The sequence below is a fragment of the Streptomyces sp. TN58 genome (assembly GCF_001941845.1).
Lineage (GTDB): Bacteria > Actinomycetota > Actinomycetes > Streptomycetales > Streptomycetaceae > Streptomyces.
On record NZ_CP018870.1, the window covers coordinates 5,946,846 to 5,971,612 of the forward strand.

The window sequence follows — 24,767 nt, forward strand, 5'->3', positions numbered from 1 at the left end:
GCAGACACGATGGCACCGAACACGAAGGCGGCCGGCGACGGCAGCGGCCTGGTGGAGATGGCCTGGGATCCGATCACCAGGATCGTCGGCAGTCTCGGCATCCACACGAAGATCGACTTCAAGCAGAAGCGCGTCGCGGAGTGCTACAGCACCTCGTCGGTCTTCCGCGGCTACAGCGTCTTCATGCGCGGCAAGGACCCCCGCGACGCGCACTTCATCACCAGCCGCATCTGCGGGATCTGCGGCGACAACCACGCCACCTGCTCCGTCTACGCGCAGAACATGGCTTACGGGGTGAAGCCGCCGCATCTCGGCGAGTGGATCATCAACCTGGGCGAGTCCGCGGAGTACATGTTCGACCACAACATCTTCCAGGAGAACCTGGTCGGGGTCGACTACTGCGAGAAGATGGTCCGCGAGACCAACCCCGGCGTCCTGGAACTGGCCGAGCGCACCGAGGCCCCCCACGCCGGCGACCACGGCTACCGCACCATCGCCGACATCATGCGCTCCCTCAACCCCATCGAGGGCGAGTTCTACCGGGAGGCCCTCCAGGTCAGCCGGTACACGCGCGAGATGTTCTGCCTGATGGAGGGGCGCCACGTGCACCCCTCCACCCTCTACCCGGGCGGCGTCGGCACCGTCGCCTCCGTCCAGCTCTTCACGGACTACATGAGCCGCCTCATGCGGTACGTCGAGTTCATGAAGCGCGTCGTCCCGCTCCACGACGACCTCTTCGACTTCTTCTACGAGGCGCTGCCCGGCTACGAGGAGGTCGGCCGCCGCCGGGTCCTGCTCGGCTGCTGGGGCGCCCTCAACGACCCCGAGCACTGCGACTTCACCTACGCCAACATGACCGACTGGGGACGGAAGATGTTCGTCACCCCGGGCGTCGTCGTGGACGGCAAGCTCGTCACCAACGACCTCACGCAGATCAACCTCGGCATCCGCATCCTGCTCGGCAGCTCGTACTACGACGACTGGGAGGGCAAGGAGCAGTTCGTCACGCACGACCCGCTCGGCAACCCCGTCGACCCCCGCCACCCCTGGAACCAGCACACCATCCCGGCGCCGCAGAAGCGCGACTTCGGCGACAAGTACAGCTGGGTGATGTCCCCGCGCTGGTTCGACGGCAAGGACCACCTCGCCCTCGACACCGGCGGCGGACCCATCGCCCGCCTGTGGTCCACGGCCCTGTCCGGCCTCGTCGACGTCGGCTACGTCCAGGCCACCGGGCACAGCGTCGTCATCAACCTGCCCCGCACGATGACCAAGCCCGAGACCCGCTTCGAGTGGAAGATCCCGAAGTGGAGCAACGCGCTGGAGCGCAACCGCGCCCGCACGTACTTCCAGGCGTACGCCGCCGCCATCGCCCTGCACTGCGCCGAGAAGGGCCTCGCCGAGGTCCGCGCGGGCCGCACCCAGACCTGGGAGAAGTTCGAGGTGCCGGACGAGTCCATCGGGGTCGGCTTCACCGAGGCCGTACGGGGCGTCCTGTCGCACCACATGGTCATCCGCGACGGCAAGATCGCCAACTACCACCCCTACCCGCCGACCCCGTGGAACGCCAGCACCCGCGACACCTTCGGCACGCCCGGACCGTACGAGGACGCCGTGCAGAACACCCCCATCTTCGAGGAGAACACCCCGGAGAACTTCAAGGGCATCGACATCATGCGCGCCGTGCGCAGCTTCGACCCGTGTCTGCCCTGCGGCGTCCACATGTACGTCGGCGGCGGCAAGACCGTGAAGACGATGCACGTCCCCACCGGCCTGAGCGGACTGGGCGGATGAGCGCCGCCGTCGACGCCCGGGAGGCGGGCCGCCGCGTCGAGGAGGTCCTCGACCGGCTGGCCGCCACCGGCGACCGCCAGACGTGCGAAGCAGCCGAGGAACTGGTGCGTGTGCTCATGGAGTTCTACGGCGCCGGCCTCGCCCGGATCGCCGCGAAACTCGGCGACGGCCCCCTGGCCGCCGCCGCGGACGACGAACTCGTGGCGAGCCTGCTCTCCCTGCACGGCCTGCACCCCGAGGACGTGCACACCCGCATCGCCCGCGCCCTGGCCGACGCTCCCGACCCGGTGGAACTCCTCGGCTTCGACGAGACCACCGGCGTCCTGCGGCTGCGCCCCGCGGCCGCACCCACCGGCTGCGGCTGCGGCCCGGGCGGAGCGGAAACCGCCCGGCGCACCCTGGAGGACACCCTCACCTGCTTCGCCCCCGAGGTGACGAGCGTGCAGATGGAGCCCGCCCCGGACCCGCAGCCCGCCCTGCTGCAGATCGGCACCCGGCCGCACAGCCCGGCGCGGGTGTCGTGAGCGGGCCCGCCACCCGTACGCAGGGCCCGCGCGGGCTGCGCCGGTTCGCCGGCCCGCGCCCGCCCCGGCCCGAGACCTGCGAGCTGTGCGGGGTGGCGGTGCCGGCCGGGCACCGCCACCTCGTGGAGACCGAGAAGCGCACCCTGGTCTGCGCCTGCACCGCCTGCTCCCTGCTCTTCGACCGCCCCGGCACCCGGACCGGCCGCTACCGGGCGGTCCCCGACCGCTACCTGGCCGACCCGGAGCACCGGCTCGACGACGGGGTGTGGGAACGGCTCCAGATTCCCGTCGGCGTCGCCTTCTTCTTCCGCAACGCCGCCCTCGACCGGCTCGTCGCGCTCTACCCCAGCCCCGCCGGGGCCACCGAGAGTGAACTCGACCCGCAGACCTGGCAGCAGGTCCTCGACGGCGGGCCGCTGGCCGCCCAGCTCGAACCCGACACCGAAGCACTGCTCGTACACCGCTGGGAAGGCCGCTCCGGCTGCTACCTGGTGCCGATCGACGCCTGCTACGAACTGGTGGGCCGGATGCGGACGCTGTGGCAGGGCTTCGACGGCGGGGCCGAGGCACGGGCCGCTCTCGGCGCCTTCTTCGACGACGTCGAGCGGCGGGCCAAGCCCGTGACGCCCGCGGGGGACCGGTCATGACGGGCTTCGCCTTCACCTGCACCGGCGTACGGGCCGACCCCTACGCCGCCGGCCCCACCCTCGTCTTCCGGCTGCGCATCACCGCCGACCCGGACACCCGCGTGCACGCCATGGCCCTGCGCTGCCAGATCCGCATCGAACCGGCCCGCCGCGGCTACGGCCCCGCCGAGGCGGAGGGCCTGGCCGACCTGTTCGGCGAACGCTCCCGGTGGGGCAGCACGCTCCAGCCCGTGCAGTTCGCCCACGCGTCGGTCATGGTGCCCGGCTTCACCGGGGAGACCGAGACGGACCTGGTCGTGCCCTGCACCTACGACATGGACATCGGCGCCACCCGCTACTTCGAGGCCCTCCAGGAGGGCGAGGTACCGCTGCTGATGCTGTTCTCCGGCACCGCCTTCACCGGCGAGGCCGGCTTCCGGGTCGAGCCGGTCCCCTGGGACCGCGAAGCCCCGTACCGGATGCCCGTGACGGTCTGGCGCGAGATGGTCGAGCAGCACTTCCCCGGCTGCGGCTGGCTGCGGCTGCCCCGCGACACCATGGCCGAACTCCTCGCCTACCGCTCCCGCCACGCCCTCGCCTCCTGGGAGGCGACCGTACGCGCCCTGCTGGACGCGTCCGACCCGGCGCAGCCGCCCCCGCCCGGCGCCTTCCGGCTGCACGCGCTGCGTCCCCGCCCCACCGAGAGGACGGCCCCGTGACCACGGCCGCCACCGCGGACCCCCGCTTCGCCGCCGCCCGGCAGGTGGCCGACGCCGTCCTCCTGGAGGGGTACGTCCTCTACCCCTACCGGGCCTCCGCCGCGAAGAACCGGCTGCGCTGGCAGTTCGGGGTCCTCGTGCCACCCGCCTGGGGGCCAGCCCACGGCGAGCACGCCTTCCAGCGGACCGAGGTCCTGATGGAGCCCAAGGGCGACGCGGCGCTCGCCCTTCAGCTGCGTTTCCTGCACCCCCGGCGGCGCACCGTCCAGCAGGCCCTGGACGACGGCGGATTCGCCGCCGTCGACGAGCTGCACCTGCCCGACCGGGTCCTCGTCCCCTGGGACGAGGGAGCCGAAGAACACGTCGAACTCTCCTTCAAAGTCTGCGAGTTGACCGGAGAAGGCGTCACCGTCCCCTTCGTCCGCCCCGCCCGCGTCGACACCGAGGACGTCCTCGGCGCCGACGGGAGGACGGCGGGCCGCCTGGTCCGCCGCACCGAGCAGGTCGAGGGCGCCGTACGGCTGCGCGCAGTGGAACTCGAAGGCGCCTACCGGGTGTTCCGGCTCACGGCCGTCGTGGAGAACACCAGCCCGTGGACCCCGTCCGCCGAGGCCGGCGCCGACCGGGAGGCGGCCCTGCCCCGCTCGCTCGTCGCCGCCCACCTCCTGCTGGGCCTCGACTCCGGCTCGTTCCTGTCCATGACCGACCCGCCCGAATGGGCCCGGGAGGCCGTCGCCGCCTGCGAGAACCTCCACACCTGGCCGGTGCTCGCGGGCGAGGCGGGCCGCGCCGACGTGGTCCTGTCCTCCCCGATCATCCTGGAGGACCACCCGGCCATCGCCCCCGAGAGCGCGGGCGCCATGTACGACGCCACCGAGATCGACGAGATCCTCGCCCTGCGCACGGCAGCCCTGACCGACCACGAGAAGCGCGAGGCGCGCGGCACCGACGCCAGGGCGGCCGCCGTCGTCGACCTCGCCGACACCCTGCCCCCCGAGGTGCTGGAGCGCCTGCACGGGGCCGTACGCTCCCTGCGCGAGGCCACCGGCCCGGACGGGCCGGAGCAGATCACCGAAATCCCCGACGGGGAAGCGCTGTTCAGGCCGGACACCCCCTGGTGGGACCCCGCCGGCTCCGGGACCGCCGACCCGGCCCGCGACCGGATCACCGTCGAAGGCGCCCCCGTCGGCCCGGGCAGCCGTGTCGTGCTCCGCCCGGGACCGCGCCGTACCGACGCCCAGGACCTCTTCCTGCACGGCCGCACGGCCGTGGTCGAAGCCGTGCTCCACGACGTCGACGGGGGAGTGCACCTCGCCGTCACGGTCGAGGACGACCCCGGCGCGGACATCCGGCGCGAGCAGGGCCGCTTCCTCTACTTCCAGCCCGACGAGGTCACCCTGCCGGAGGACGCGTGAACCCCAGGGTCCTGGTCGCCGGGATCGGCAACGTCTTCCTCGGCGACGACGGCTTCGGCGTCGAGACCGTACGTGCCCTGTCCGCGCACCCGCTGCCCGACGGGGTGGAGGTGGTGGACTTCGGCGTCCGCGGCGTCCACCTCGCCTACCAGCTCCTCGACGGCTACGACACGCTCGTGCTGGTCGACGCCACCGCCCGCGGCGGTGCCCCGGGCACCCTCTACCTCATCGAGGTCGAGGCGGACGCGCCTGCGGGCGCGGGCGGTACGGCCTCGGGCGCGGCCGCCGGCCCGCAGGCCGCCGGCCCACCGACCGCCGGACCCGGGGAAGGGCCCGTCCTCGACGGCCACCACATGTCGCCCGACACCGTCCTGGCGCTCCTGGGCGCCCTGTGCGCCGGCACCGGGGCCACCCCGCCACGGCGCACGCTGGTCCTCGGCTGCGAACCGGCCTGCGTCGAGGAGGGCATCGGACTGAGCGCCCCCGTCGCCGCCGCCGTACCCGAAGCCGTCCGCATGGCGCTGGACCTGCTCGACGGTCCGGTCCCCGACGAAGCCGGCGCACCCCGCCGCGAACTGAGGAGAACCCCATGAAGAAGGCCGTCATCAGCGGGGCCGCCGTAGCCGCCCTCGCCGCCGTCGTGCTGCAGGTCTTCCCCGACATCAGGCGCTACCTGCGCATGCGCCGGATGTGACCCCCGGCGCCGCACCCCCCGCCGAACGGCGTACGGGGGGTGCGGCGCACCGGCGTGCCCGACCGCCGGACCCTCGCCCCACCGGTGTAATGAGCCCCGGCAGGACGGAGTCCGATGCACGAGATGTCGATCGCCATGGCCGTCGTCGGCCAGGTGGAAGAAGCCGCCAGGGCGGCCGGCGCGCACGCCGTCACGTCCGTACGGCTCCGCGTGGGCGAGCTTGCGGGCGTGGTCCCCGACGCGCTGGCCTTCTGCTTCGAACTGGCCTGCGCCGGCACCGTTCTCGACGGCGCGGAACTCGTCACCGAGCCCGTGGCGGCCCGCGCCCGCTGCGCGGCCTGCCCCGGCACCTGGGCCGTCGGGATGCCCCCCGAGCTGTGCTGCCCCCGCTGCGGCCGGGCCGCGGACGTGGAGCTGCTGTCGGGACGCGAACTGGAGATCCTCAGCGTCCGCTGGGAGGACGGCCCCGCCGGCGCCCGTACCCGCGCACCGATTCCCGAGGAGGCCTGAACCATGTGCCGAGTGGTCGATCTGCGGCAGGCGGTACTAGCCAAGAACGAGGGCGCCGCACAGGCCCTGCGCGACGAGCTCACCGCCCGTGGCACGACGGTGGTCAACCTGCTCTCCAGCCCCGGCAGCGGGAAGACCGCGCTGCTGGAACGCGAACTGCTCCTCGCACGGGAGCGGGGGGTGGCGGTCGCCGCGCTCACGGCCGACCTGGCCACCGAGAACGACGCACTGCGGCTGGCCCGCTCGGGCGTGCCCGTCAAGCAGGTCCTCACGGACGGGCTGTGCCACCTGGAGGCCGCCATGCTCGGCCGGCACCTGGACGGCTGGCTGCCCGAGGACACCCGGCTGCTCTTCGTGGAGAACGTCGGAAACCTGGTCTGCCCGGCGAGCTACGACCTGGGGGAGTCGCTGCGGGTGGTGCTCGCCTCGGTGACCGAGGGCGAGGACAAGCCGCTGAAGTACCCGACCGCCTTCGGGCTGGCGCAGCTGGTGGTCGTCACCAAGACCGACATCGCGCGGGCCGTGGAATTCGACGAGGCCGCCTTCCGCGCCAACGTGGAACGGGTCAATCCCGGCGTGGAGATCCTCATGACCTCGGCCCGCAGGGGTGAGGGCCTGGGCCTCCTGCTGGACCGGGCGCTGGCGGCGGGAACGGGCACCGGGACGGCGCACACGCCGGTGATGGCCCGCCAACAGCGGCAGACCGGCCACAGCCCCGACCCCGACCCCGGCCACGGCCACGGCCACGGCCACGGCCACGGCCACGGCCACGGCCACGGCCACGGCCACGGCCACGGCCACGGCGATGACCACGCGCACGACCACGGCCACGACCACGGGCACGGCCCCGACCACCGCCACCTGCACGACCACGACCACGGCCACGATCACGGCCGCGACCGCCGGCCCCCGCACTCCCAGCCCGCCGCGCAGACCCGCTGATGGAGCCGCCGCAGCGCCGCAGGGTCACCGTCCGCGGCGTGGTGCAGGGCGTCGGCTTCCGCCCCTACGTCTACACCCGCGCGACCGGACTCGGCCTCACCGGGCACGTCACCAACACCCCCGAGGGCGTCGTCGCCGAGGTCGAGGGCGCCCCGGCCGCCGTCTCGCGCTTCTGCGAGCACCTCGCGGCGGACGCGCCGCCGCTGGCCGTCGTGGACGCCGTCGACCACCACGAGGTCCCCGTCGCGGGCGGCGCCGGATTCACGATCATCGCCTCGCGGAGCGGCGGCCCCACCCGGACGCTCGTCTCCCCGGACGTGGCCACCTGCGCCGACTGCCTCGCCGAACTCGCCGACCCCGCCGACCGGCGCCACCGGCACCCCTTCATCACCTGCACCCACTGCGGGCCGCGGTTCACCATCGTCACCGGGCTGCCCTACGACCGGGCGCACACCACCATGGCCCACTTCCCCATGTGCCCCGACTGCGCCCGCGAGTACGCCGATCCCACCGACCGCCGCTTCCACGCCCAGCCGGTCGCCTGCCCCGCCTGCGGCCCCCGGCTGACCCTGCTCACCGGCCGCCCACCCCACGAAACCCCGGCCGCCGGCGCCGACCCGATCGCCGCGGCCCGCCGCCTCCTCGCGGCCGGGGCGGTCCTCGCCGTCAAGGGCCTCGGCGGCTACCACCTGGCCTGCGACGCCACCCACCCCGGCGCCGTGGCCCAGCTGCGCCGCCGCAAGGCCCGCGGCGACAAGCCCTTCGCCCTGATGGCCCGCGGTATCGCCGACGCCGAGCGGATCGCGCACATCGGCCCCGAGGAGCGCGTCCTGCTGCAAGGCGGCGTACGCCCCATCGTGCTGTTGCGCCGCCGCGGCCCCGCGGATCCCGGGGGAGCACCCGGCGCCGTACCCGCCGACGGCGTGGCCCCGCGCTGTCCCGACCTCGGCGTGATGCTCCCGTACACCCCGGTCCACCACCTGCTCCTCGGCCTGCCCGGTGACCCCCCGGGTCCCCGGCTGCTCGTCATGACCAGCGGGAACCTCGCGGGAGAGCCCATCGTCACCGACGACGACGAGGCCCTGGAACGGCTCGCCGGCCTCGCCGACGCCTGGCTCACCCACGACCGCCCCATCCACGTGCCGTGCGACGACTCCGTCGTACGGGTCTGCGACGGCGAGACGCTGACCGTACGCCGGGCCCGCGGCTACGCCCCGCTGCCGACGGACCTGCCGGTGCCGGTCCCCGCGATCCTCGCCGCGGGCGGCGACCTGAAGAACACCTTCTGCCTCGGCGAGGGCCGACGGGCCTGGCTGTCCGCCCACATCGGCGACATGGACGACCTGGCCACCCAGTACGCCCTCGAACGCGCCGAGCGCCAGCTGGAGTCCATCACCGGTGTCAGCCCCGGCCTGCTCGCGGCGGACCGGCACCCGGGCTACCGCTCCGCCCAGTGGGCGCGGCGCGCCGCCGGGACCCGGCCGCTCGTCCGCGTGCAGCACCACCACGCGCACATCGCCTCGGCCATGGCCGAACACGGCCTGGACGGCGCACAGCCGGTGATCGGTGTCGCCTTCGACGGCACCGGCTACGGCGACGACGGCGCGGTGTGGGGCGGCGAAGTCCTCCTCGCCGACTACGCCGGCTACACGCGGTTCGCCCACCTCGGCTACGTGCCGCTGCCCGGCGGTGACGCCGCCGTGCACCGCCCCTACCGGATGGCCCTGGCCCATCTGCGGGCGGCCGGCCTGGCCCGGACCCCCGACCTGCCCTGCACAGCCGCCTGCCCGGCCGACGAACTGCGCGTGTTGGAACGCCAGTTGGAGCGTGACCTGAACTGCGTCCCGACCTCCAGCATGGGGCGGCTCTTCGACGCCGTGTCCTCACTGGCGGGCGTCTGCCACCACGCCGGCTACGAGGCCCAGGCCGCGATCGAACTGGAGGCGGCGGCCCTCGGCGCGCACGGCACCGCCCCCGGCTACGCCTTCGGGCTGCGCGTCCCGCCCTGCCCCGATACCGGCGGCCCGGTCGTCGCCGACCCGGCGCCGCTGCTCACGGCCGTCGTGGCCGACGTACGCGCGGGCACCGACCCGGGACTGATCGCCGCCGGCTTCCACGCCGGCGTCGCCGCCCTCGTCGCCGACCTCTGCGCCCTCGCGCGTGAGCGGCACGGCCTGGACACCGTCGCCCTGACCGGCGGCGTCTTCGCCAACACCCTGCTGTCCTCGGCATGTGCCCGCCTCCTGCGGGCATCCGGCTTCACCGTCCTGCGGCACGGCCGGATCCCCCCGAACGACGGCGGACTGTCCCTCGGCCAGCTCCTGGTGGCGGCGGCCGCCGCCCCGGAGCACCACCCACAGCAAGGAGAAGCGCATGTGCCTGGCGGTACCCGGCAGAGTGCTTGACATCGGGGAGAAGGACGGCACCCGCATGGCTACCGTCGACTTCGGCGGCGTGCAGAAGGAGGTGTGCCTGGAGTACCTGCCGGACCTCCGGGTCGGCGAGTACGCCATCGTCCACGTCGGCTTCGCCCTCCAGCGCCTCGACGAGGAGTCGGCCCGGCAGACCCTCGCGCTCTTCGAGGAACTCGGCATGCTCCAGGAGGAGTTCGGCGACCCCTGGGAGCAGGCGGCCCTCCAGGCGGGTGCCGACTCGCCCTGGCCCTTCGCCGACGGGCCGTACGCCGGCGAGGCCGCCGCGCGCCAGGCCGCCACACCCGAGGAAGCCCAGGAAGGCCGGCAGTGAAGTACATCGAAGAGTTCCAGGACCCCGCCCTCGCACGCCGACTGCTCGACGACATCCACGCCACCGTCACCCGCCCGTGGGCCCTGATGGAGGTGTGCGGCGGCCAGACCCACAGCATCATCCGGCACGGCATCGACCAACTCCTTCCCGAACAGGTCGAGTTGATCCACGGGCCGGGCTGCCCCGTGTGCGTGACCCCGCTGGAGGTCATCGACAAGGCACTGGAGATCGCCTCCCGCCCCGACGTGGTCTTCTGCTCCTTCGGGGACATGCTCCGGGTGCCCGGCACCGGCCGGGACCTGTTCCAGGTGCGCAGCGAGGGCGGCGACGTACGCGTCGTCTACTCCCCGCTCGACGCCCTGCGCATCGCCCAGGAGAACCCGGGGCGCCAGGTGGTGTTCTTCGGCATCGGCTTCGAGACCACCGCCCCGCCCAACGCCATGACGGTCCACCAGGCGAAGAAGCTCGGCATCCGCAACTTCAGCCTGCTGGTCTCCCACGTCCGGGTCCCCCCGGCCATCGAGGCGATCATGCGGTCGCCGAGCTGCCGCGTCCAGGGCTTCCTGGCCGCCGGGCACGTGTGCAGCGTGATGGGCGTCGGCGAGTACCCCGAACTGGCCGCCCGGCACCGCGTCCCCATCGTCGTCACGGGATTCGAGCCGCTGGACATCCTGGAGGGCGTACGCCGGGCCGTGCGGCAGCTGGAACGCGGCGAGCACACCGTCGACAACGCCTACGCGCGCGCCGTCCGCCCCGAGGGCAACCCGGCGGCCCTCGCCATGCTGGAGGACGTCTTCGAGGTCACCGACCGGGCGTGGCGCGGCATCGGCGTCATCCCCGACAGCGGATGGCGGCTGTCCGCCCGCTACCGCGACTTCGACGCCGAACACCGCTTCTCGGTCAGCGGCATCAACACCCAGGAGCCCGCGGAGTGCCGTAGCGGAGAAGTGCTCCAGGGACTGCTGAAACCCCACCAGTGCGAGGCCTTCGGCACCCTGTGCACCCCGCGCAGCCCACTCGGCGCCACCATGGTCTCCAGCGAGGGGGCCTGCGCCGCGTACTACCTCTACCGGCGGCTGGAGCTGAAGACCGTGCCGGCCGCCGCGACCACCCCGCCCCAGGAGGCGAGCACCGTTGTCTGACGCCGGCACCACACTCGACATCACGGGCTGGACCTGCCCGGCGCCGCTGCGCGACCGCCCGCGCGTGGTGATGGGACACGGCGGCGGGGGCGCCCTCTCCGCCGAACTGGTCCAGCACCTGTTCGCGCCCGCCTTCGGCGGCGAGGTACTGGCCGGGCTGGGGGACTCGGCGGCCGTCACCCTCGGGGGCGTCCGGCTGGCCTTCTCCACCGACACGTACGTGGTGCGCCCGCTGTTCTTCCCGGGCGGCGGCATCGGCGACCTCGCGGTCAACGGCACCGTCAACGACCTGGCCATGAGCGGAGCGCGCGCCGCCTACCTCTCCTGCGGCTTCATCCTGGAGGAGGGCGTGGAGATGTCCGTGGTGGCGCGGGTCGCCGAGACCATGGGCGCCGCCGCGCGGGCGGCGGGTGTGGAGATCGCGACCGGCGACACCAAGGTCGTCGAGTCGGGCCACGGCGACGGCGTCTACGTCAACACCGCCGGCATCGGGATCATCCCCGACGGCGTGGACCTGCGGCCCCAGCGGGTCGTACCGGGCGACGTCGTGATCGTCAGCGGCGAGATCGGGCTCCACGGGGTGGCGATCATGAGCGTCCGCGAGGGCCTGGAGTTCGGCGTGGACGTCGAGAGCGACTGCGCGGCCCTCGGCGGTCTCGTACAGAGCATGCTCGCCGTCACCCCGGACCTGCACGTCCTGCGCGACCCCACCCGGGGCGGCCTCGCCGCCTCGCTGAACGAGATCGCGGCCGCCTCCGGTACCGGCGTCGTGCTCGACGAGCGCGCCGTGCCGGTCCCCGAGGCCGTCGCCAACGCCTGCGCGATCCTCGGCCTCGACCCGATGTACGTCGCGAACGAGGGCAAGCTGGTCGCGTTCGTGCCGCGCGAGCACGCCGACGCCGTACTGGACGCCATGCGCGCCCACCCGCTGGGCCGGGGCGCGGCGGTGATCGGCGAGGCGGTCGAGGACCACCCGGGCATGGTGGTGGCCCGTACGGCCCTCGGCGGCACCCGGGTGGTCGACCTGCCGCTGGGCGAGCAGCTGCCGCGCATCTGCTGACGGCCGGCCCGGGGCGCGGGCGGGACGGTCAGCGGTCGTCCCGCATGTCGTCCAGGTCCTGCTCGTCCAGGTCCCGCATCACGTCCCGCATGGTCGCGTCCTCCCGGCCCCGCTCGTGCGCGACCTCGTCGGGCGTGCGCGGGCGGCCGCCCGTCCTCATCCGCTCCGGGTCCGGCGACCGGCCGCGGATCCGGTCGTCGCGCTCGCGCTCCCTGCCCGGCGTACGGCCGCCGTCCCGCTCGCCGTCGCCCCTGGTCCCGTCCCCCCTGGTGCTGCCGCCGTTCATGACCGCTCACACTCCTTCCGTGCGTGCCGGTCCATGCCCTGCGGCTACCCTCCGAGCGCTCCCCAAACGCGGCCGCCGCGGCCGCGCCGGCGGAGGCGTCCGTTTTCCGCGCCGCCGTACGGGCAGACGCCGGGTGCTGCGGGGGACCCGGCGTGCCGAGGCGGTGATCAGCATGGCCAGACCGGTCTGGACCGGCGTACTGAGCTTCGGGCTGGTGAGCGTCCCCATCGGCATCTACACCGCGACCGACAGCCACACCATCCACTTCCACCAGCTGCAGCGCGGCACCTCCGACCGGATCAGGAACCGGCGGGTGAACGAGCGCACCGGCGAGGAGGTGGACCTCGACGACATCGTCAAGGGCTACGACACCGGCGAGGAGTACGTCCTCGTGGAACCGGCCGAGCTGGACGACATAGCGCCGGGCCGCTCCAAGACCCTGGAGATCAGCGGCTTCGTCGACCTGGCCGAGATCGACCCGATCTTCTTCGACCGCACCTACTACGTCGGCCCCAAGGGCAAGGAGTACTCCAAGGTGTACGCCCTCCTGGAGAAGGCCCTCGCGAAGGCGGAGCGGGCCGGCGTGGCCACCTTCGTCATGCGCGGCCGCGAGTACCTCGTCGCCCTCAAGGCCGAGGACGGCATCCTGACGCTGCACACCCTGCACTGGGCCGACGAGATCCGCGACCCCCGGGAGGAGGTCCCCGACCTGCCCGCCGCGTCCGGCAGGGGTACCGGGTCGTCGCGGGAGATGAAGATGGCCGAGCAGCTGATCACGGCCCTCGGCATGCGCTGGGACCCCGAGGAGTTCCGCGACACCTACCAGGACAAGGTGTCCGCCCTGATCAAGGCCAAGGGGGCGGGGGAGACCGTGGAGAAGGCCGAGGCCGCGGCGGAGGCGACGAACGTCGTCGACCTCACGGAAGCCCTGCGTGCGAGCGTCGAACGGGCCCGCGGCGGCGGCCGGCGGGCCGGCGGAGGCGGCCGGCGCAAGTCGGCGGCGTCCGGGAAACCCCTGGACTCGCTGACGAAGGCCGAGCTGTACGAGCGGGCCACGGCCGCGGGTATCCCCGGCCGGTCCACGATGACCCGGGCCGAGCTGGCCGAAGCGCTGACCTCCTCCGACTCCGAGGCGGCGTGAGCCCTGTCCCGGAGTCCTAAGCCCGGCCGGGGCCGTCCGGGCGGCGGTGCAGGACGTGCTCACGCCGGACCCGGCCCGCGTTGGCGCGCAGTGCCCGTTCGCCGTCGAGCGGCGGCTGCCCCGCCCCGCTGCCGGTCCGCGAGGTGGCCCCCGGCGGTCTGCCGTGGTCGTCGGCCGTACCGCCCTCGTGCTGGAGCGGCGGCCGGTGCTGCGGCGGATCCGCCGGAGCGTCCCGCGCAGGGGCCTGCGCCTCGGAAGCCCCGCCCCCGGGCATGGCGTCGCGCACCCTACGCTCGGCCTGCTCCGGATCGGGGACGGACACCGCCACCCGGCGGTAGGGCGCACCGGCGTCCAGTTCCAGGCAGAGCACGGTGCTGTCGGCCTTCACCGCGACGAAGTCCTCTCCGTCGGGCCTGCTGCGTACCCCCGAGCACCGGCCCGGGGACCAGTTGCCGTGGCCCGCCCGCCCGCGCAGCACGCGCCACCAGCTCTTCTCGACGCGTACCTCCCGCAGCGCCGACACCGGTACGCGTACCTTCCGGCGCCGCGCCGCCAGCCCCTCGCGCAGCCCCAGCCGCACGACGACCTCGGCCCCCTCCACGCTCACCTGTGCCATGGCCGTTCACCGCCTTCCTACGGTGCGGCTCCCCCGGAAATCCGCCCGCATGCCTGCCCGCCGGGAGCCCGCAGGTTTCGGAGCGGCGGCAGCGGTTAGGCGCCGGGACATGGTGCGCATCGGATACACGATGATGACCGAGCAGGCCGGCCCCCGGGACCTGGTGGACCACGTGGTCGGGGCCGAGCGGGCGGGGTTCGACTTCTCGGTCGTCTCGGACCACTACTTCCCATGGCTGGACTCCCAGGGCCATGCCCCCTACGCGTGGAGCGTTCTGGGCGCCGCCGCACAGGCCACGACCCGGATCCCGCTGATGACGTACGTGACGTGCCCGACGTTCCGCTACCACCCCGCGGTGGTCGCGCAGAAGGCCGCCACGATGCAGCTCCTGTCGCAGGGACGCTTCCGGCTCGGGCTCGGCTCCGGCGAGAACCTGAACGAGCACGTCGTCGGCCCCGGCTGGCCGGCGGCCCCCGTACGCCTGGAACGGCTCGAAGAGGCGGTGGGCATCATCCGCTCCCTCCTCGACGGCGACCGCGTCAACCACCACGGCACCCACTTCGACGTCGAGGACGCCAAGCTCTGGGACCTCCCCGACACCCCGCCGCCGATCGGCATCGCGGCCTCGGGCCCAGCCTCCTGCGCCCTGGCCGGGCGCCTCGGCGACGCCCTCGTCGCCGTCGCGCCGGAACGCGACCTGGTGACCGCGTTCGCCGAGCACGGCGGCTCCGGCAAGCCCTGCGTCGGCCAACTGCCCATCAGCTACGACCCCGACCGCGAAGCCGCCGTACGCAGGGCCCACGAGCAGTTCCGCTGGGCTCTGGGCGGCTGGCACGTCAACGCCGAACTCCCCAACACGGCCGCCTTCGCCGAGGCGACGAGGCTCGTCCACCCCGAGGACGTGGCCGAGCAGGTTCCGTGCGGTGACGACGTGGAAGCGGTCACCGAGGCGGTCCGCAGCTACGCGGACGCCGGCTTCACCGAGGTGGCCCTGATCCAGATCGGCGGCGACCAGCAGGAACCCTTCCTCACCTGGGCCCAGTCCACGCTGCTCCCCGCACTGCGCGCACTGTGAGGCGGAGGCGGTTCGACGTTCAGGCGCCCGTACCGGGAAATACAGGAGGAGGAGTACGGGTACGGAAGGTGCGGCGGTAGGTGTCCGGCGGGACGCCGACCGTACGGGCGAAGTGACGGCGCAGGGTGGTGGCGGTGCCCATGCCGGTGGCCGCCGCGATGGCGTCGACCGTGTCGCCGGTGGTCTCCAGCAGCTCCTGGGCGCGCCGGATGCGCTGGGTGAGCAACCACTGCAGCGGGGTGGTGCCGGTCACCGACCTGAAGTGGCGCCCCAGGTGACGGGAGCTCATCCCGGCCTGCCGGGCCAGGTCCTCCACCGTGAGCGGCTGGTCCAGGCGCCGCAGCGCCCACGGGAACAGGCGGGCCAGCGGATGGCTGCCGGGGGCGGGCACGGGAGTCGTCACGAACTGGGCCTGACCGCCGTCCCGGTGCGGAGGGACGACCAGGCGCCGGGCGACCGTGTTGGCGACGGCCGAGCCGTGGTCGAGCCGCACCAGGTGCAGGCACAGGTCCATGGCGGCGGCCTTGCCCGCGGAGGTGAGCACGCTGCCGTTGTCGACGTACAGCACGTCCGGATCCACCGTGATCCGAGGATGACGCCTGGTCAGCTCCTCGGTGTGCGCCCAGTGCGTGGTCGCGCGCCTGCCGTCGAGGAGGCCGGCGGCGGCGAGCACGAAGGCGCCCGTGCACAGCGAGGCCACCCGGGCCCCCGCCGCGTGGGCTGCCCGTACGGCGTCGACCAGCTCGGCGGGCGGGTCCCTGTCGACATCGGCCCAGCCGGGAACGATCACGGTGTCGGCCCGCCGGAGCCCGTCGAGCCCCTGGTCGGGGACGAGGCGGAAACGGTCCACCTGGACGGTGCCCGGACCGCAGAGCGCGAAGTCGTACCAGGGATCGACGAGATGGGTCAGATCGGAGCCGAAGACCTCGACCGCCAGGGACAGCTCGAAATGCAGCATGCCGTCGGTGATGGCCAGCGCAACAGTGGTCACGTCCGGAAGTGTACGGGTCATGTCGTTCCGGACACTCGTGCGCCGGGTCCCCCCACGACAGGATCTTCCTGACGGAACGCGGCGGACCACACGGCCCGCGGCGCACGACTCGGGGCGTGAAGGAGCGGGTTCATGGGATCGGGACAGCTGGTGGCGGTGTTCGGTGCGTACGGGCACACCGGTCGGTTCGTGGTGCGGGAGCTGCTGGCGCGCGGGTTCGTCCCCGTGCCGGCCGGCCGCGACAGCACCAGGCTGAAGGAGCTGGCGGACCAGGCCGGTCCGGAGGTCGCCGCCCGCCCTGCGACGGTGGACGACCCGGACTCGCTCGACCGCGCGCTGGCCGGCACGGCCGCCGTCGTGAACTGCGCCGGACCCTTCGCCTCGACGACCGCCCCGGTGATCGAAGCCGCCCTGCGCGCGGGGATCCCGTACCTGGACGTGGCGGCCGAACTGGAGGCCAACATCGACACCTTCGCCCACTTCGCCGACCGGGCACGGGCCGCGGATGCGGTCGTCGTCCCCGCGATGGCCTTCTTCGGCGGCCTCGGCGACCTGCTGGCCACCGCCGCCATGGGCGACTGGGACGAGGCCGACGAGGTGCACATCGCCTACGGCCTGAGCAGCTGGCACCCCACCGCGGGGACGCGGCTCTCCGGTGCGGTCTCCCGGGAGCGGCGCGGCGAGCGGCGGCTGCGCTACACCAGGGGCGCGTGGGAGTACCGCACCGACGCCCCGCCCGCCCTCGACTGGCGGTTCCCGCAGCCGACGGGCCCCCGGCCCGTGATCGGCGAATTCACGATGGCCGACGTCGTGACCGTGCCCACGCACCTCTCCGTCCTGGAGGTCACGACGTACATGACGGCCAACGCCGTCCAGGACATCGCCGCCCCCGCGACGCCCGCTCCGGCCGCCGCCGACGGCAGCGGCCGGTCCGGCCAGACCTTCGTGGTCGACGCGGTCGTCCGGCGCGCCGGCGCCGAACGCAGGGCGGTGGCACGCGGGCAGGACATCTACGCCGTCACGGCACCCCTCGTCGTCGAAGCCCTGGAACGCGTCCTCACGGGCCGCACCCGCACCATCGGCGTGGCCGCCGCAGGCGCGATGTTCGACGCCCCCGACTTCCTACGGGCGCTGACCCCGCACGTGACCGTCGACCGCCTCAGCTGACGGCGCCCCCACTCCCGGGCGATCTGCGCCACTGACTGTCACGGGCGCGCCCCATGCGGTGGCCCACACGTAGACGGAGAGCGCCGGGTCCGCCGCTCCCCTCTCGGCGGACCGCCGAGAGGGGAGTCCGGGCCTACGAAGTGTGAAGCTCGGCGAAGTCGACGTCGTGGCAGCCTTCGTCGGACAGGGCACGAGGTGTCCGTGCGGGGGATAGTTTGCCGGTATGGCTTCCAGGACGACGTATCCCATGCTCGACACCCGCGCGCTGAACCGTGCCACGCTCGCCCGGCAACTGCTGCTGAGACGGGCCGAGATGACCGCGCGGGATGCCGTCGGCCACCTCCTCGGACTGCAGGCGCAGAACGTCAGGCCGCCGTACTTCCAGCTGCACGCCCGGCTGGCCGGTTTCGAGCCCGGCGAGCTGGCCGGGCTCATGGAGTCCCGCGAGGTCGTACGCATGGTCACCATGCGGTCGACGATCCACACGCACACCGCGCACGACGCCCTCACCCTGCGGCCCCTCGTGCAGCCGGCCCGCGACCGGGAGGTGGGCTACTTTCGCAAGGGCCTCGACGGCGTGGACCTGGACCGGCTGGCGCAGCGGGCTCGCGCCTTCGTCGAGGGTGAGCCGCGCACCATGGCCGAGATCCGCGAGGACCTGCTCCGCGAGTGGCCCGACGCCGACCCGCAGTCCCTGTCCGTCGCCGCGCGCTGCCTGCTGCCGCTGGTCCAGGTCACGCCCCGCGGGGTGTGGGGGCGGTCCGGGCAGGTACGGCTCACCACCGTCGAGACGTGGCTCGGCGAGCCCGCCGGGACGGCGCAGCCCGTGGACGACGTCGTGCTGCGCTACCTCGCCGCGTTCGGGCCCGCGTCCGTCAAGGACATGCAGACCTGGGCCGGGGTGACCCGGCTGCGCGACGCCTTCGAACGGCTGCGGCCGGGGCTGGCCGTCTTCCGCGACGAGAATGGCGTGGAGCTCTTCGACCTGCCCGACGCCCCCCGCCCCGACGCCGACACCCCGGCGCCGCCCCGCTTCCTCCCCGAGTTCGACAACCTCCTGCTCTCGCACGCCGACCGCACCCGTGTGGTCCCGCCCGAGGTGAAGGGCCGCAGCTGGACGGGGAACCAGGCCCACTGCACCCTGCTCGTCGACGGATTCCTGGCCGGGCTGTGGAGACTGGAGGACGGGGTGCTCACCGTGGAGCTGTTCGACCGGGCGCCGGCGGCGGCGCGGGAGGAGATCGCCGCCGAGGGGGAGAAGCTGATCGCCGAGATGGGCGGGCTGCCCGACGGGGCCGCCACGCCCGCCGTACGGTTCGCGCCGATCCGCCGCTGAGCCTGAGGCTCCGTACTTCTCGGCCGCGCTCCGACGCCGAGTCCGGCAAGCCGTCAACTCCCGGCTGACGCAAGGCTGGTGGTCCGTACACCGAACGCGGCACGATACCTGCCATGACGACCGACAGTGACCGGAACAGCGCCACCACCCAGTTCCTCGCCGCCCGGGACTTCCTGCTGGAGCGGCGCGGCGACTACGAAGCCGCCCGCACCGGATTCACCTGGCCCCGCCCCCGCCACTTCAACTGGGCCCTCGACTGGTTCGACCACATCGCCGCCGGCAACCACGCCGACGCCCTGCGCATCGTCGAGGAGGACGGCACCAGCGAAGCCCTCTCCTTCGCGCAGCTCGCCGTACGGTCCGACGCGACCGCCTCCTGGCTGCGCGGCCAGGGCGTCGCGCCAGGCGACCGGATCCTCGTCATGCTCGGCAATCAGCGCGAGCTGTGGGAGGTGATGCTCGGCGCGATGAAACTGCGCGCCGTCGTCATCCCCGCCACCCCCCTCCTCGGCCCGGCCGATCTGCGCGACCGGGTCGAGCGCGGGCACGTGCGCCACGTCATCGCGCGGACCGAGGACACCGCCAAGTTCGACGAGGTGCCGGGCGACTACACCCGGATCGCCGCCGGGGACCAGGTCGACCCGGTCCCCGCCGGCTGGCTGCGGCTCGCCGACGCCCCCGACACCGTCGGCGGCTTCACCCCCGACGGGGAGACCCTCGCCACCGACCCCCTCATGCTCTACTTCACCTCCGGCACCACCGACCGCCCCAAGCTCGTCGAGCACACCCACGCGTCGTACCCCATCGGGCACCTCTCCACCATGTACTGGCTCGGGCTGCGCCCCGGTGACGTGCACCTCAACATCGCCTCGCCCGGCTGGGCCAAGCACGCCTGGTCCAACCTCTTCGCCCCCTGGAACGCCGGAGCGACCGTCTTCGTGCACAACTACGCCCGCTTCGACGCCGAGCGCCTCATGGCCGAGATGGACCGGCACGGCGTGACCACCTTCTGCGCCCCGCCCACCGTGTGGCGGATGCTGATCCAGTCCGACCTCACCCGGCTGGCCAAACCCCCGCGCGAGGCCGTCGCCGCCGGCGAGCCGCTCAACCCCGAGGTCATCGAGAAGGTCCGCGACGCGTGGGGCGTCACCATCCGCGACGGCTTCGGCCAGACCGAGACCACCCTCCAGGTCGGCAACTTCCCGGGCGCCCCCGTCAAGCCCGGATCCATGGGCCGGCCGGCGCCCGGCTACGAGATCGTCCTGCTGGACCCGGTCACCGGGAAGGAGTCCGCCGACGAGGGCGAGCTGTGCGTGGACCTGCGGGTGGGGCCGGCCGGGGTGATGACAGGCTACCGGGACGACCCGGAGCGCACCGCCGAGGCCATGGCGGACGGGCTCTACCGCACCGGCGACATCGCCGCCCGGGACGCCGACGGGTACCTCACGTACGTCGGGCGCTCCGACGACGTCTTCAAGGCCTCCGACTACAAGATCAGCCCGTTCGAGCTGGAGAGCGCCCTGCTGGAGCACGAGGCCGTCGCGGAGGCCGCCGTCGTCCCCGCCCCGGACGAGCTGCGGCTGGCCGTACCGAAGGCGTACGTCACCCTCGCGGCAGGGTGGGAGCCCGGCCCGGAGACCGCCCGGGTGCTGTTCGAACACTCCCGCGCCGTGCTGTCCCCGTACAAGAGGATCCGGTGCATCGAGTTCGCCGCACTGCCGAAGACGGTGTCCGGCAAGATCCGGCGGGTGGAGCTGCGGGAGCTCACGGCGGCCGGCTCCCCCGAGGAGTACCGGGAGGCCGACCTGGCCTGAGGCCGGAGGGGCCCGGCGGGGGCGGGCCGGCCGGGGCGGGCAGCCGGCGGGACGCCGCCCACCGCCCGCGACCCGTCCGCCCGCCCGTTCCGTACGCGCCTTACGCGGGCAGGTGCGCCTCGATCGCGGCGGTGACCTCGGGCGCCTCCGGCTCGGTGCGCGGACGGAAGCGCGCCACGACCTCACCGGCGGGGGAGATCAGGAACTTCTCGAAGTTCCACTGGATGTCCCCCGCCTCGCCCTCGGCGTCGGGGGTCTTCACCAGCTCCTGGTACAGGGGGTGCCGGTTCTCGCCGTTGACCTCGGTCTTCTCCAGCATCGGGAAGGTGACGCCGAAGCCCGCCGCGCAGAAGGTCTGGATGTCGTCGGCGTTGCCCGGCTCCTGCCCGCCGAACTGGTTGCAGGGCACGCCGATGACCGTGAAGCCCTTCTCCTCGTACTTGAACTGCAGGCGGGCCAGTCCCGAGTACTGCGGGGTGAGACCGCACTGCGACGCGGTGTTCACCACGAGGACGGCCTTGCCCTTGTACGCCGCCAGGCTGGTGGGCTCGTCGGACAGGGTGGTCAGCGGGATGTCGTACAGGCTCACGGGGCTCTCCTCGGCAGGCAGCGGGTGGTGCCACGAGCCTAAGGGGTCGTCCGGGGGCGCCCGCCCGGTCAGGCTCCCGTCCCGACCGGCCCGCCCGGTCAGGCTCCCGAGCCGACCAGTTCGTCCGCCGGGTCGTTGACCGGCTGCGGCATGCCGGTGAGGTCCATGACGAACAGCGGTATCCCCAGTTCGTCCGCGCGGCAGCGGGCGTCCTGCGTGTAGCCGGCGAGGGAGAAGTAGACGCTGGTCGCGGAAGCGGTGAGTCCGTTGAGCCAGACGCACTCCACCGCTCGCAGCCCGGCCGGCGCGGTGGTCGGGTCCACCTGCGCCACCAGCCCCGGGGCCCGCAGGTCCACCGCCGCCGAGGGGATCGGACGCCCGTCGGGCTGCCGTACGTCCTGGAAGCCCAGCCAGCGCAGGTACAGCGCGGCGGTGGCCACCGCGTCCCGGGCCGTACGGATGGTCACCGGCCGGAACGCGGGCCGGGGCACCGCCGCGGCCGACGGCAGCGGTGCGGGGGTGGCCTGCTGCGCGCCGTGCGGTGCTGCCGCCGGGCCGCCGCCGTCTGGGCCGTCCCCCGTACGTCCGGTACCCGGCGCGGCGCCCGCGGCCTCCGCGGCGCCGACCGGGGGACCGCCGCGAAAGTCCGCCGGGTCCGCGGGGCCCGCCGCCGCGGCTCCGGTGCCCGCCCCGGAGCCCGCCCCCGCTTCGGACGGCTGCGGCAGCGGCGGATGCACCGGCAGCCGCACCACCGTGCCGCAGGACCCGCACCCCAGCTCCGGGTGCGGCCACTCGCTCTCTCGCCCGCACGTCGTGCACCGCACCGCCACCCAGCTGTCCGACCACGTGCGGTGGGTCAGCGGCACCGGTGGCGCCGACAGGTCCAGCGGGGGATTGACCGGGTTCCCGCAGGCGCAGGGGAACACCGGCGCGGTGTAGCCGTTCTCGCGCAGGCACGCCGGGCAGCGCACCGGTACCGCTTCCGCCATGACCCCGTACCCCTTACCCCTCCGTGGACCCGCGTCGCTCTGCGTAGATCCATGCTCCCCCACAGGCGAGCGCGGCGGCGGGGGTGCGCGCCATTTCGGCCCCGTTCCCGCGGCCGGATCGGAGATTTGTACAAGCCGGCGACTGAGATGCGGCTTTTGGTGGATTCCGGGGCCCGCGAGCGCCTTGACGCCAACGGAAGACGCCGCTTAGCTTGTTCCGTATAGCAGAACAAAACTTCCGGATGACGGAAAAGCCTGACCGCCAGACCCGCAGGAGAACCTGATGCCTCGTATGACAGCCGCCGCTGCTGCAGTTGAGATCCTCAAGCTTGAGGGTGTCGAACAAGCGTTCGGTGTTCCCGGTGCTGCGATCAACCCCTTCTACCGCGAGCTCAAGAACGTGGGCGGCATCAACCACACGCTCGCGCGCCACGTCGAGGGCGCCTCGCACATGGCCGAGGGGTACACCCGCGCCAAGGCGGGCAACATCGGCGTCTGCATCGGTACCTCGGGCCCGGCCGGCACCGACATGATCACCGGCCTGTACTCCGCCATCGCGGACTCCATCCCGATCCTGTGCATCACCGGTCAGGCTCCGGTCTCCAAGCTCCACAAGGAGGACTTCCAGGCGGTCGACATCGCCGCGATCGCCAAGCCGGTCACCAAGGCCGCCACGACGGTCCTGGAGGCGGCCCAGGTCCCCGGCGTCTTCCAGCAGGCCTTCCACCTCATGCGCTCCGGCCGTCCCGGCCCGGTCCTCATCGACCTGCCCATCGACGTCCAGCTGACCGAGATCGAGTTCGACCCGGCGACCTACCAGCCGCTGCCGGTCTACAAGCCGCAGGCCAGCCGCGCCCAGGCCGAGAAGGCCCTGAGCTTCCTGCTGGAGTCCGAGCGCCCGCTGATCGTCGCCGGCGGCGGCATCATCAACGCCGACGCCTCCGACCTGCTCGTCGAGTTCGCCGAGCTGACCAACATCCCGGTCATCTCCACCCTCATGGGCTGGGGCGTCATCCCGGACGACCACGAGCTGGCGGCCGGCATGGTCGGCGTCCAGACCTCGCACCGCTACGGCAACGCGACGTTCCTGGAGTCCGACGTCGTCCTCGGCATCGGCAACCGCTGGGCCAACCGCCACACCGGCTACAACCTGGACGCGTACCTGGGCGACCGCAAGTTCGTCCACGTCGACATCGAGCCCACCCAGATCGGCAAGATCTTCGCCCCGGACTTCGGCATCGCCTCCGACGCCAAGGCCGCGCTGGAGCTCTTCATCGAGGTCGCCAAGGAGCTCAAGGCCGAGGGCAGGCTGCCGGACTTCTCCGCCTGGGCCGCCTCCGCCCAGGAGCGCAAGGCCACCCTGCAGCGCCGCACGCACTTCGACAACATCCCCATGAAGCCGCAGCGCGTCTACGAGGAGATGAACAGGGCGTTCGGCCCCGAGACCCGGTACGTCACCACCATCGGCCTCTCCCAGATCGCCGGCGCGCAGATGCTGCACGTCTACAAGCCGCGCCACTGGATCAACTGCGGCCAGGCCGGCCCGCTGGGCTGGACCATCCCGGCCGCGATCGGTGCCGCCACCGCCGACCCGGAGACCCCGATCGTCGCGCTCTCGGGCGACTACGACTTCCAGTTCATGATCGAGGAGCTGGCGGTCGCCGCCCAGCACAAGGTCCCCTACGTCCACGTCCTCGTGAACAACGCCTACCTCGGCCTGATCCGCCAGGCGCAGGGCGGTCTCGGCATCAACTTCGAGGTCAACCTCGAATTCGAGAACATCAACACCCCGGAGATCGGTGTCTACGGCGTCGACCACGTCAAGGTCGCCGAGGGCCTGGGCGTCAAGGCCATCCGCGTCACCGACCCGGACGAGCTGGGCGCCGCGTTCGAGCAGGCCAAGAAGCTGGCCCAGGAGTTCCAGGTCCCGGTCGTCGTCGAGGCCATCCTGGAGCGCGTCACCAACATCTCGATGAGCAAGACCGTCGACATGAGCGACGTCACCGAGTTCGAGGAGATCGCGACCGAGCCCGGCCACGCTCCGACCGCGATCAAGGCCCTCAAGGTCTGACCCCGCCACGCGGCAGTACCCGGCGGCCCCCGCTCCTCCTCCGGGAGGGGCGGGGGCCGCTTCACGTCGTACGGGGGCCGACCGTACGGGGCGGGGGCCATCAAGCCGCCGCCCCGCGGGGGAGGCCGTCGGGGGTCAGGTCAGGAAGCGCTCCACGGCCTCGCGGGCGCGGGCGTTCGAGGCGGCGGCACGCGCCAGGGACCGGGCGAGGGCGTCGATCCACTCGTCCAGGCCCACGGGGCGCCGCGAGAGCACGATGCCCCGAACCTCGTGGCAGATCTCCCCGGCCACCTGCCCCCGGTCCACCCGCAGCGACAGCCGCTGCTCCCCGAGGACTACGTCCAGTTCGGCGACCGGGCCCTCCCGCCCGGCCAGGCGCTGCGCGACGGATCGACGGCGTACGACCCGTACGGTGCCGGGCGGCAGGGACTGCGCCAGTTTCGCCGACAGCACCCGGGTGTAGAGGTCCAGGTCCGCGCTGTCCCGGCGCAGGGCCGCGGCCAGCAGCTCCACTTCCATGT

Annotated in this window: 25 protein-coding genes; 19 read left to right on the top strand and 6 right to left on the bottom strand. The window is 73.2% G+C overall.

The window, feature by feature from the left end; all coding sequences use genetic code 11:
• Window positions 1-9 precede the first annotated feature (9 nt).
• The 13 genes from BSL84_RS26870 (at window position 10) to hypE (ending at window position 12,171) form a co-directional block, all read left to right on the top strand.
• Complete coding sequence (locus tag BSL84_RS26870) at window positions 10-1,794, top strand: nickel-dependent hydrogenase large subunit (protein WP_030028601.1); 1,785 nt, start codon at window positions 10-12, stop codon at window positions 1,792-1,794.
• Entirely contained in the window at window positions 1,791-2,318 is a 528-nt protein-coding gene (locus tag BSL84_RS26875) for a hypothetical protein (protein ID WP_030028602.1), read from the top strand. The genes BSL84_RS26870 and BSL84_RS26875 overlap by 4 nt, the downstream gene beginning before the upstream one ends.
• Entirely contained in the window at window positions 2,315-2,965 is a 651-nt protein-coding gene (locus BSL84_RS26880) for a DUF5947 family protein (RefSeq protein WP_075971313.1), read from the top strand. The genes BSL84_RS26875 and BSL84_RS26880 overlap by 4 nt, the downstream gene beginning before the upstream one ends.
• On the top strand, window positions 2,962-3,663 hold the full coding sequence (locus BSL84_RS26885) for a DUF6084 family protein (RefSeq protein ID WP_045323016.1): 702 nt from the start codon (window positions 2,962-2,964) through the stop codon (window positions 3,661-3,663). The genes BSL84_RS26880 and BSL84_RS26885 overlap by 4 nt, the downstream gene beginning before the upstream one ends.
• A complete protein-coding gene (locus BSL84_RS26890; protein ID WP_075971314.1) occupies window positions 3,660-5,078 on the top strand; it encodes a hypothetical protein in 1,419 nt (472 codons plus the stop codon). Before BSL84_RS26885 ends, BSL84_RS26890 begins: the two co-directional genes overlap by 4 nt.
• The gene (locus BSL84_RS26895) at window positions 5,075-5,671 is read left to right on the top strand and encodes a hydrogenase maturation protease (RefSeq protein WP_075971315.1); all 597 of its coding nucleotides are present in this window, start codon (window positions 5,075-5,077) and stop codon (window positions 5,669-5,671) included. The genes BSL84_RS26890 and BSL84_RS26895 overlap by 4 nt, the downstream gene beginning before the upstream one ends.
• The gene (locus tag BSL84_RS37820; protein WP_420711204.1) at window positions 5,668-5,772 is read left to right on the top strand and encodes a DUF6893 family small protein; all 105 of its coding nucleotides are present in this window, start codon (window positions 5,668-5,670) and stop codon (window positions 5,770-5,772) included. The genes BSL84_RS26895 and BSL84_RS37820 overlap by 4 nt, the downstream gene beginning before the upstream one ends.
• Before the next feature lie 114 nt (window positions 5,773-5,886).
• Window positions 5,887-6,282 carry a hydrogenase maturation nickel metallochaperone HypA gene (locus BSL84_RS26900; RefSeq protein WP_030032326.1) on the top strand — a complete coding sequence of 132 codons (396 nt, stop codon included), beginning with the start codon at window positions 5,887-5,889 and terminating at the stop codon, window positions 6,280-6,282.
• A 3-nt stretch (window positions 6,283-6,285) separates the two neighbouring features.
• Entirely contained in the window at window positions 6,286-7,224 is a 939-nt protein-coding gene (gene hypB / locus BSL84_RS26905) for a hydrogenase nickel incorporation protein HypB (RefSeq protein ID WP_075971316.1), read from the top strand.
• Window positions 7,224-9,629 carry a carbamoyltransferase HypF gene (gene hypF / locus BSL84_RS26910; protein WP_075971317.1) on the top strand — a complete coding sequence of 802 codons (2,406 nt, stop codon included), beginning with the start codon at window positions 7,224-7,226 and terminating at the stop codon, window positions 9,627-9,629. The genes hypB and hypF overlap by 1 nt, the downstream gene beginning before the upstream one ends.
• Window positions 9,598-9,969 (top strand): HypC/HybG/HupF family hydrogenase formation chaperone, encoded by a 372-nt coding sequence (locus BSL84_RS26915; RefSeq protein WP_075971318.1) that lies wholly within the window; start codon window positions 9,598-9,600, stop codon window positions 9,967-9,969. The genes hypF and BSL84_RS26915 overlap by 32 nt, the downstream gene beginning before the upstream one ends.
• A complete protein-coding gene (hypD, locus tag BSL84_RS26920; RefSeq protein ID WP_045323022.1) occupies window positions 9,966-11,111 on the top strand; it encodes a hydrogenase formation protein HypD in 1,146 nt (381 codons plus the stop codon). The genes BSL84_RS26915 and hypD overlap by 4 nt, the downstream gene beginning before the upstream one ends.
• Window positions 11,104-12,171 (top strand): hydrogenase expression/formation protein HypE, encoded by a 1,068-nt coding sequence (gene hypE, locus BSL84_RS26925; protein WP_030029610.1) that lies wholly within the window; start codon window positions 11,104-11,106, stop codon window positions 12,169-12,171. Before hypD ends, hypE begins: the two co-directional genes overlap by 8 nt.
• A gap of 28 nt (window positions 12,172-12,199) precedes the next feature.
• Here hypE and BSL84_RS26930 read toward each other — a convergent pair whose 3' ends face one another.
• The gene (locus BSL84_RS26930; protein ID WP_045323023.1) at window positions 12,200-12,457 is read right to left on the bottom strand and encodes a hypothetical protein; all 258 of its coding nucleotides are present in this window, start codon (window positions 12,455-12,457) and stop codon (window positions 12,200-12,202) included.
• Window positions 12,458-12,629: 172 nt separating this feature from the next.
• On the opposite strand from BSL84_RS26930, the gene BSL84_RS26935 reads away from it, so the two are divergent.
• Entirely contained in the window at window positions 12,630-13,598 is a 969-nt protein-coding gene (locus BSL84_RS26935) for a Ku protein (protein ID WP_075972247.1), read from the top strand.
• A gap of 16 nt (window positions 13,599-13,614) precedes the next feature.
• Here the strand turns inward: BSL84_RS26935 and BSL84_RS36615 are convergent, their stop codons facing one another.
• Window positions 13,615-14,214: a hypothetical protein gene (locus tag BSL84_RS36615; protein WP_052680637.1), complete on the bottom strand. Its 600-nt coding sequence runs from the start codon at window positions 14,212-14,214 to the stop codon at window positions 13,615-13,617.
• Window positions 14,215-14,323: 109 nt separating this feature from the next.
• On the opposite strand from BSL84_RS36615, the gene BSL84_RS26945 reads away from it, so the two are divergent.
• The gene (locus BSL84_RS26945; RefSeq protein WP_075971319.1) at window positions 14,324-15,289 is read left to right on the top strand and encodes an LLM class F420-dependent oxidoreductase; all 966 of its coding nucleotides are present in this window, start codon (window positions 14,324-14,326) and stop codon (window positions 15,287-15,289) included.
• Between the two features lie 19 nt (window positions 15,290-15,308).
• Here the strand turns inward: BSL84_RS26945 and BSL84_RS26950 are convergent, their stop codons facing one another.
• On the bottom strand, window positions 15,309-16,280 hold the full coding sequence (locus tag BSL84_RS26950; protein ID WP_045323029.1) for a helix-turn-helix domain-containing protein: 972 nt from the start codon (window positions 16,278-16,280) through the stop codon (window positions 15,309-15,311).
• Between the two features lie 132 nt (window positions 16,281-16,412).
• Between BSL84_RS26950 and BSL84_RS26955 the strand changes: the two genes are divergently transcribed.
• The 3 genes from BSL84_RS26955 (at window position 16,413) to BSL84_RS26965 (ending at window position 20,597) form a co-directional block, all read left to right on the top strand.
• Complete coding sequence (locus BSL84_RS26955; protein WP_199838752.1) at window positions 16,413-17,447, top strand: saccharopine dehydrogenase NADP-binding domain-containing protein; 1,035 nt, start codon at window positions 16,413-16,415, stop codon at window positions 17,445-17,447.
• A 223-nt stretch (window positions 17,448-17,670) separates the two neighbouring features.
• Window positions 17,671-18,783 (top strand): winged helix DNA-binding domain-containing protein, encoded by a 1,113-nt coding sequence (locus BSL84_RS26960; RefSeq protein ID WP_075971320.1) that lies wholly within the window; start codon window positions 17,671-17,673, stop codon window positions 18,781-18,783.
• Window positions 18,784-18,896: 113 nt separating this feature from the next.
• A complete protein-coding gene (locus BSL84_RS26965; RefSeq protein ID WP_075971321.1) occupies window positions 18,897-20,597 on the top strand; it encodes an AMP-binding protein in 1,701 nt (566 codons plus the stop codon).
• A 100-nt stretch (window positions 20,598-20,697) separates the two neighbouring features.
• On the opposite strand, the gene BSL84_RS26970 is transcribed toward BSL84_RS26965, so the two are convergent.
• Both BSL84_RS26970 and BSL84_RS26975 read right to left on the bottom strand, forming a co-directional pair.
• Entirely contained in the window at window positions 20,698-21,186 is a 489-nt protein-coding gene (locus BSL84_RS26970; protein ID WP_045323026.1) for a glutathione peroxidase, read from the bottom strand.
• A 98-nt stretch (window positions 21,187-21,284) separates the two neighbouring features.
• Window positions 21,285-22,175: a hypothetical protein gene (locus BSL84_RS26975; RefSeq protein WP_045323027.1), complete on the bottom strand. Its 891-nt coding sequence runs from the start codon at window positions 22,173-22,175 to the stop codon at window positions 21,285-21,287.
• A gap of 283 nt (window positions 22,176-22,458) precedes the next feature.
• Here BSL84_RS26975 and gcl point away from each other — a divergent pair, with 283 nt between their 5' ends.
• On the top strand, window positions 22,459-24,246 hold the full coding sequence (gcl, locus tag BSL84_RS26980) for a glyoxylate carboligase (RefSeq protein ID WP_075971322.1): 1,788 nt from the start codon (window positions 22,459-22,461) through the stop codon (window positions 24,244-24,246).
• Window positions 24,247-24,381: 135 nt separating this feature from the next.
• Here gcl and BSL84_RS26985 read toward each other — a convergent pair whose 3' ends face one another.
• Window positions 24,382-24,765 (bottom strand): hypothetical protein, encoded by a 384-nt coding sequence (locus BSL84_RS26985; RefSeq protein WP_075972249.1) that lies wholly within the window; start codon window positions 24,763-24,765, stop codon window positions 24,382-24,384.
• Window positions 24,766-24,767 lie beyond the last annotated feature (2 nt).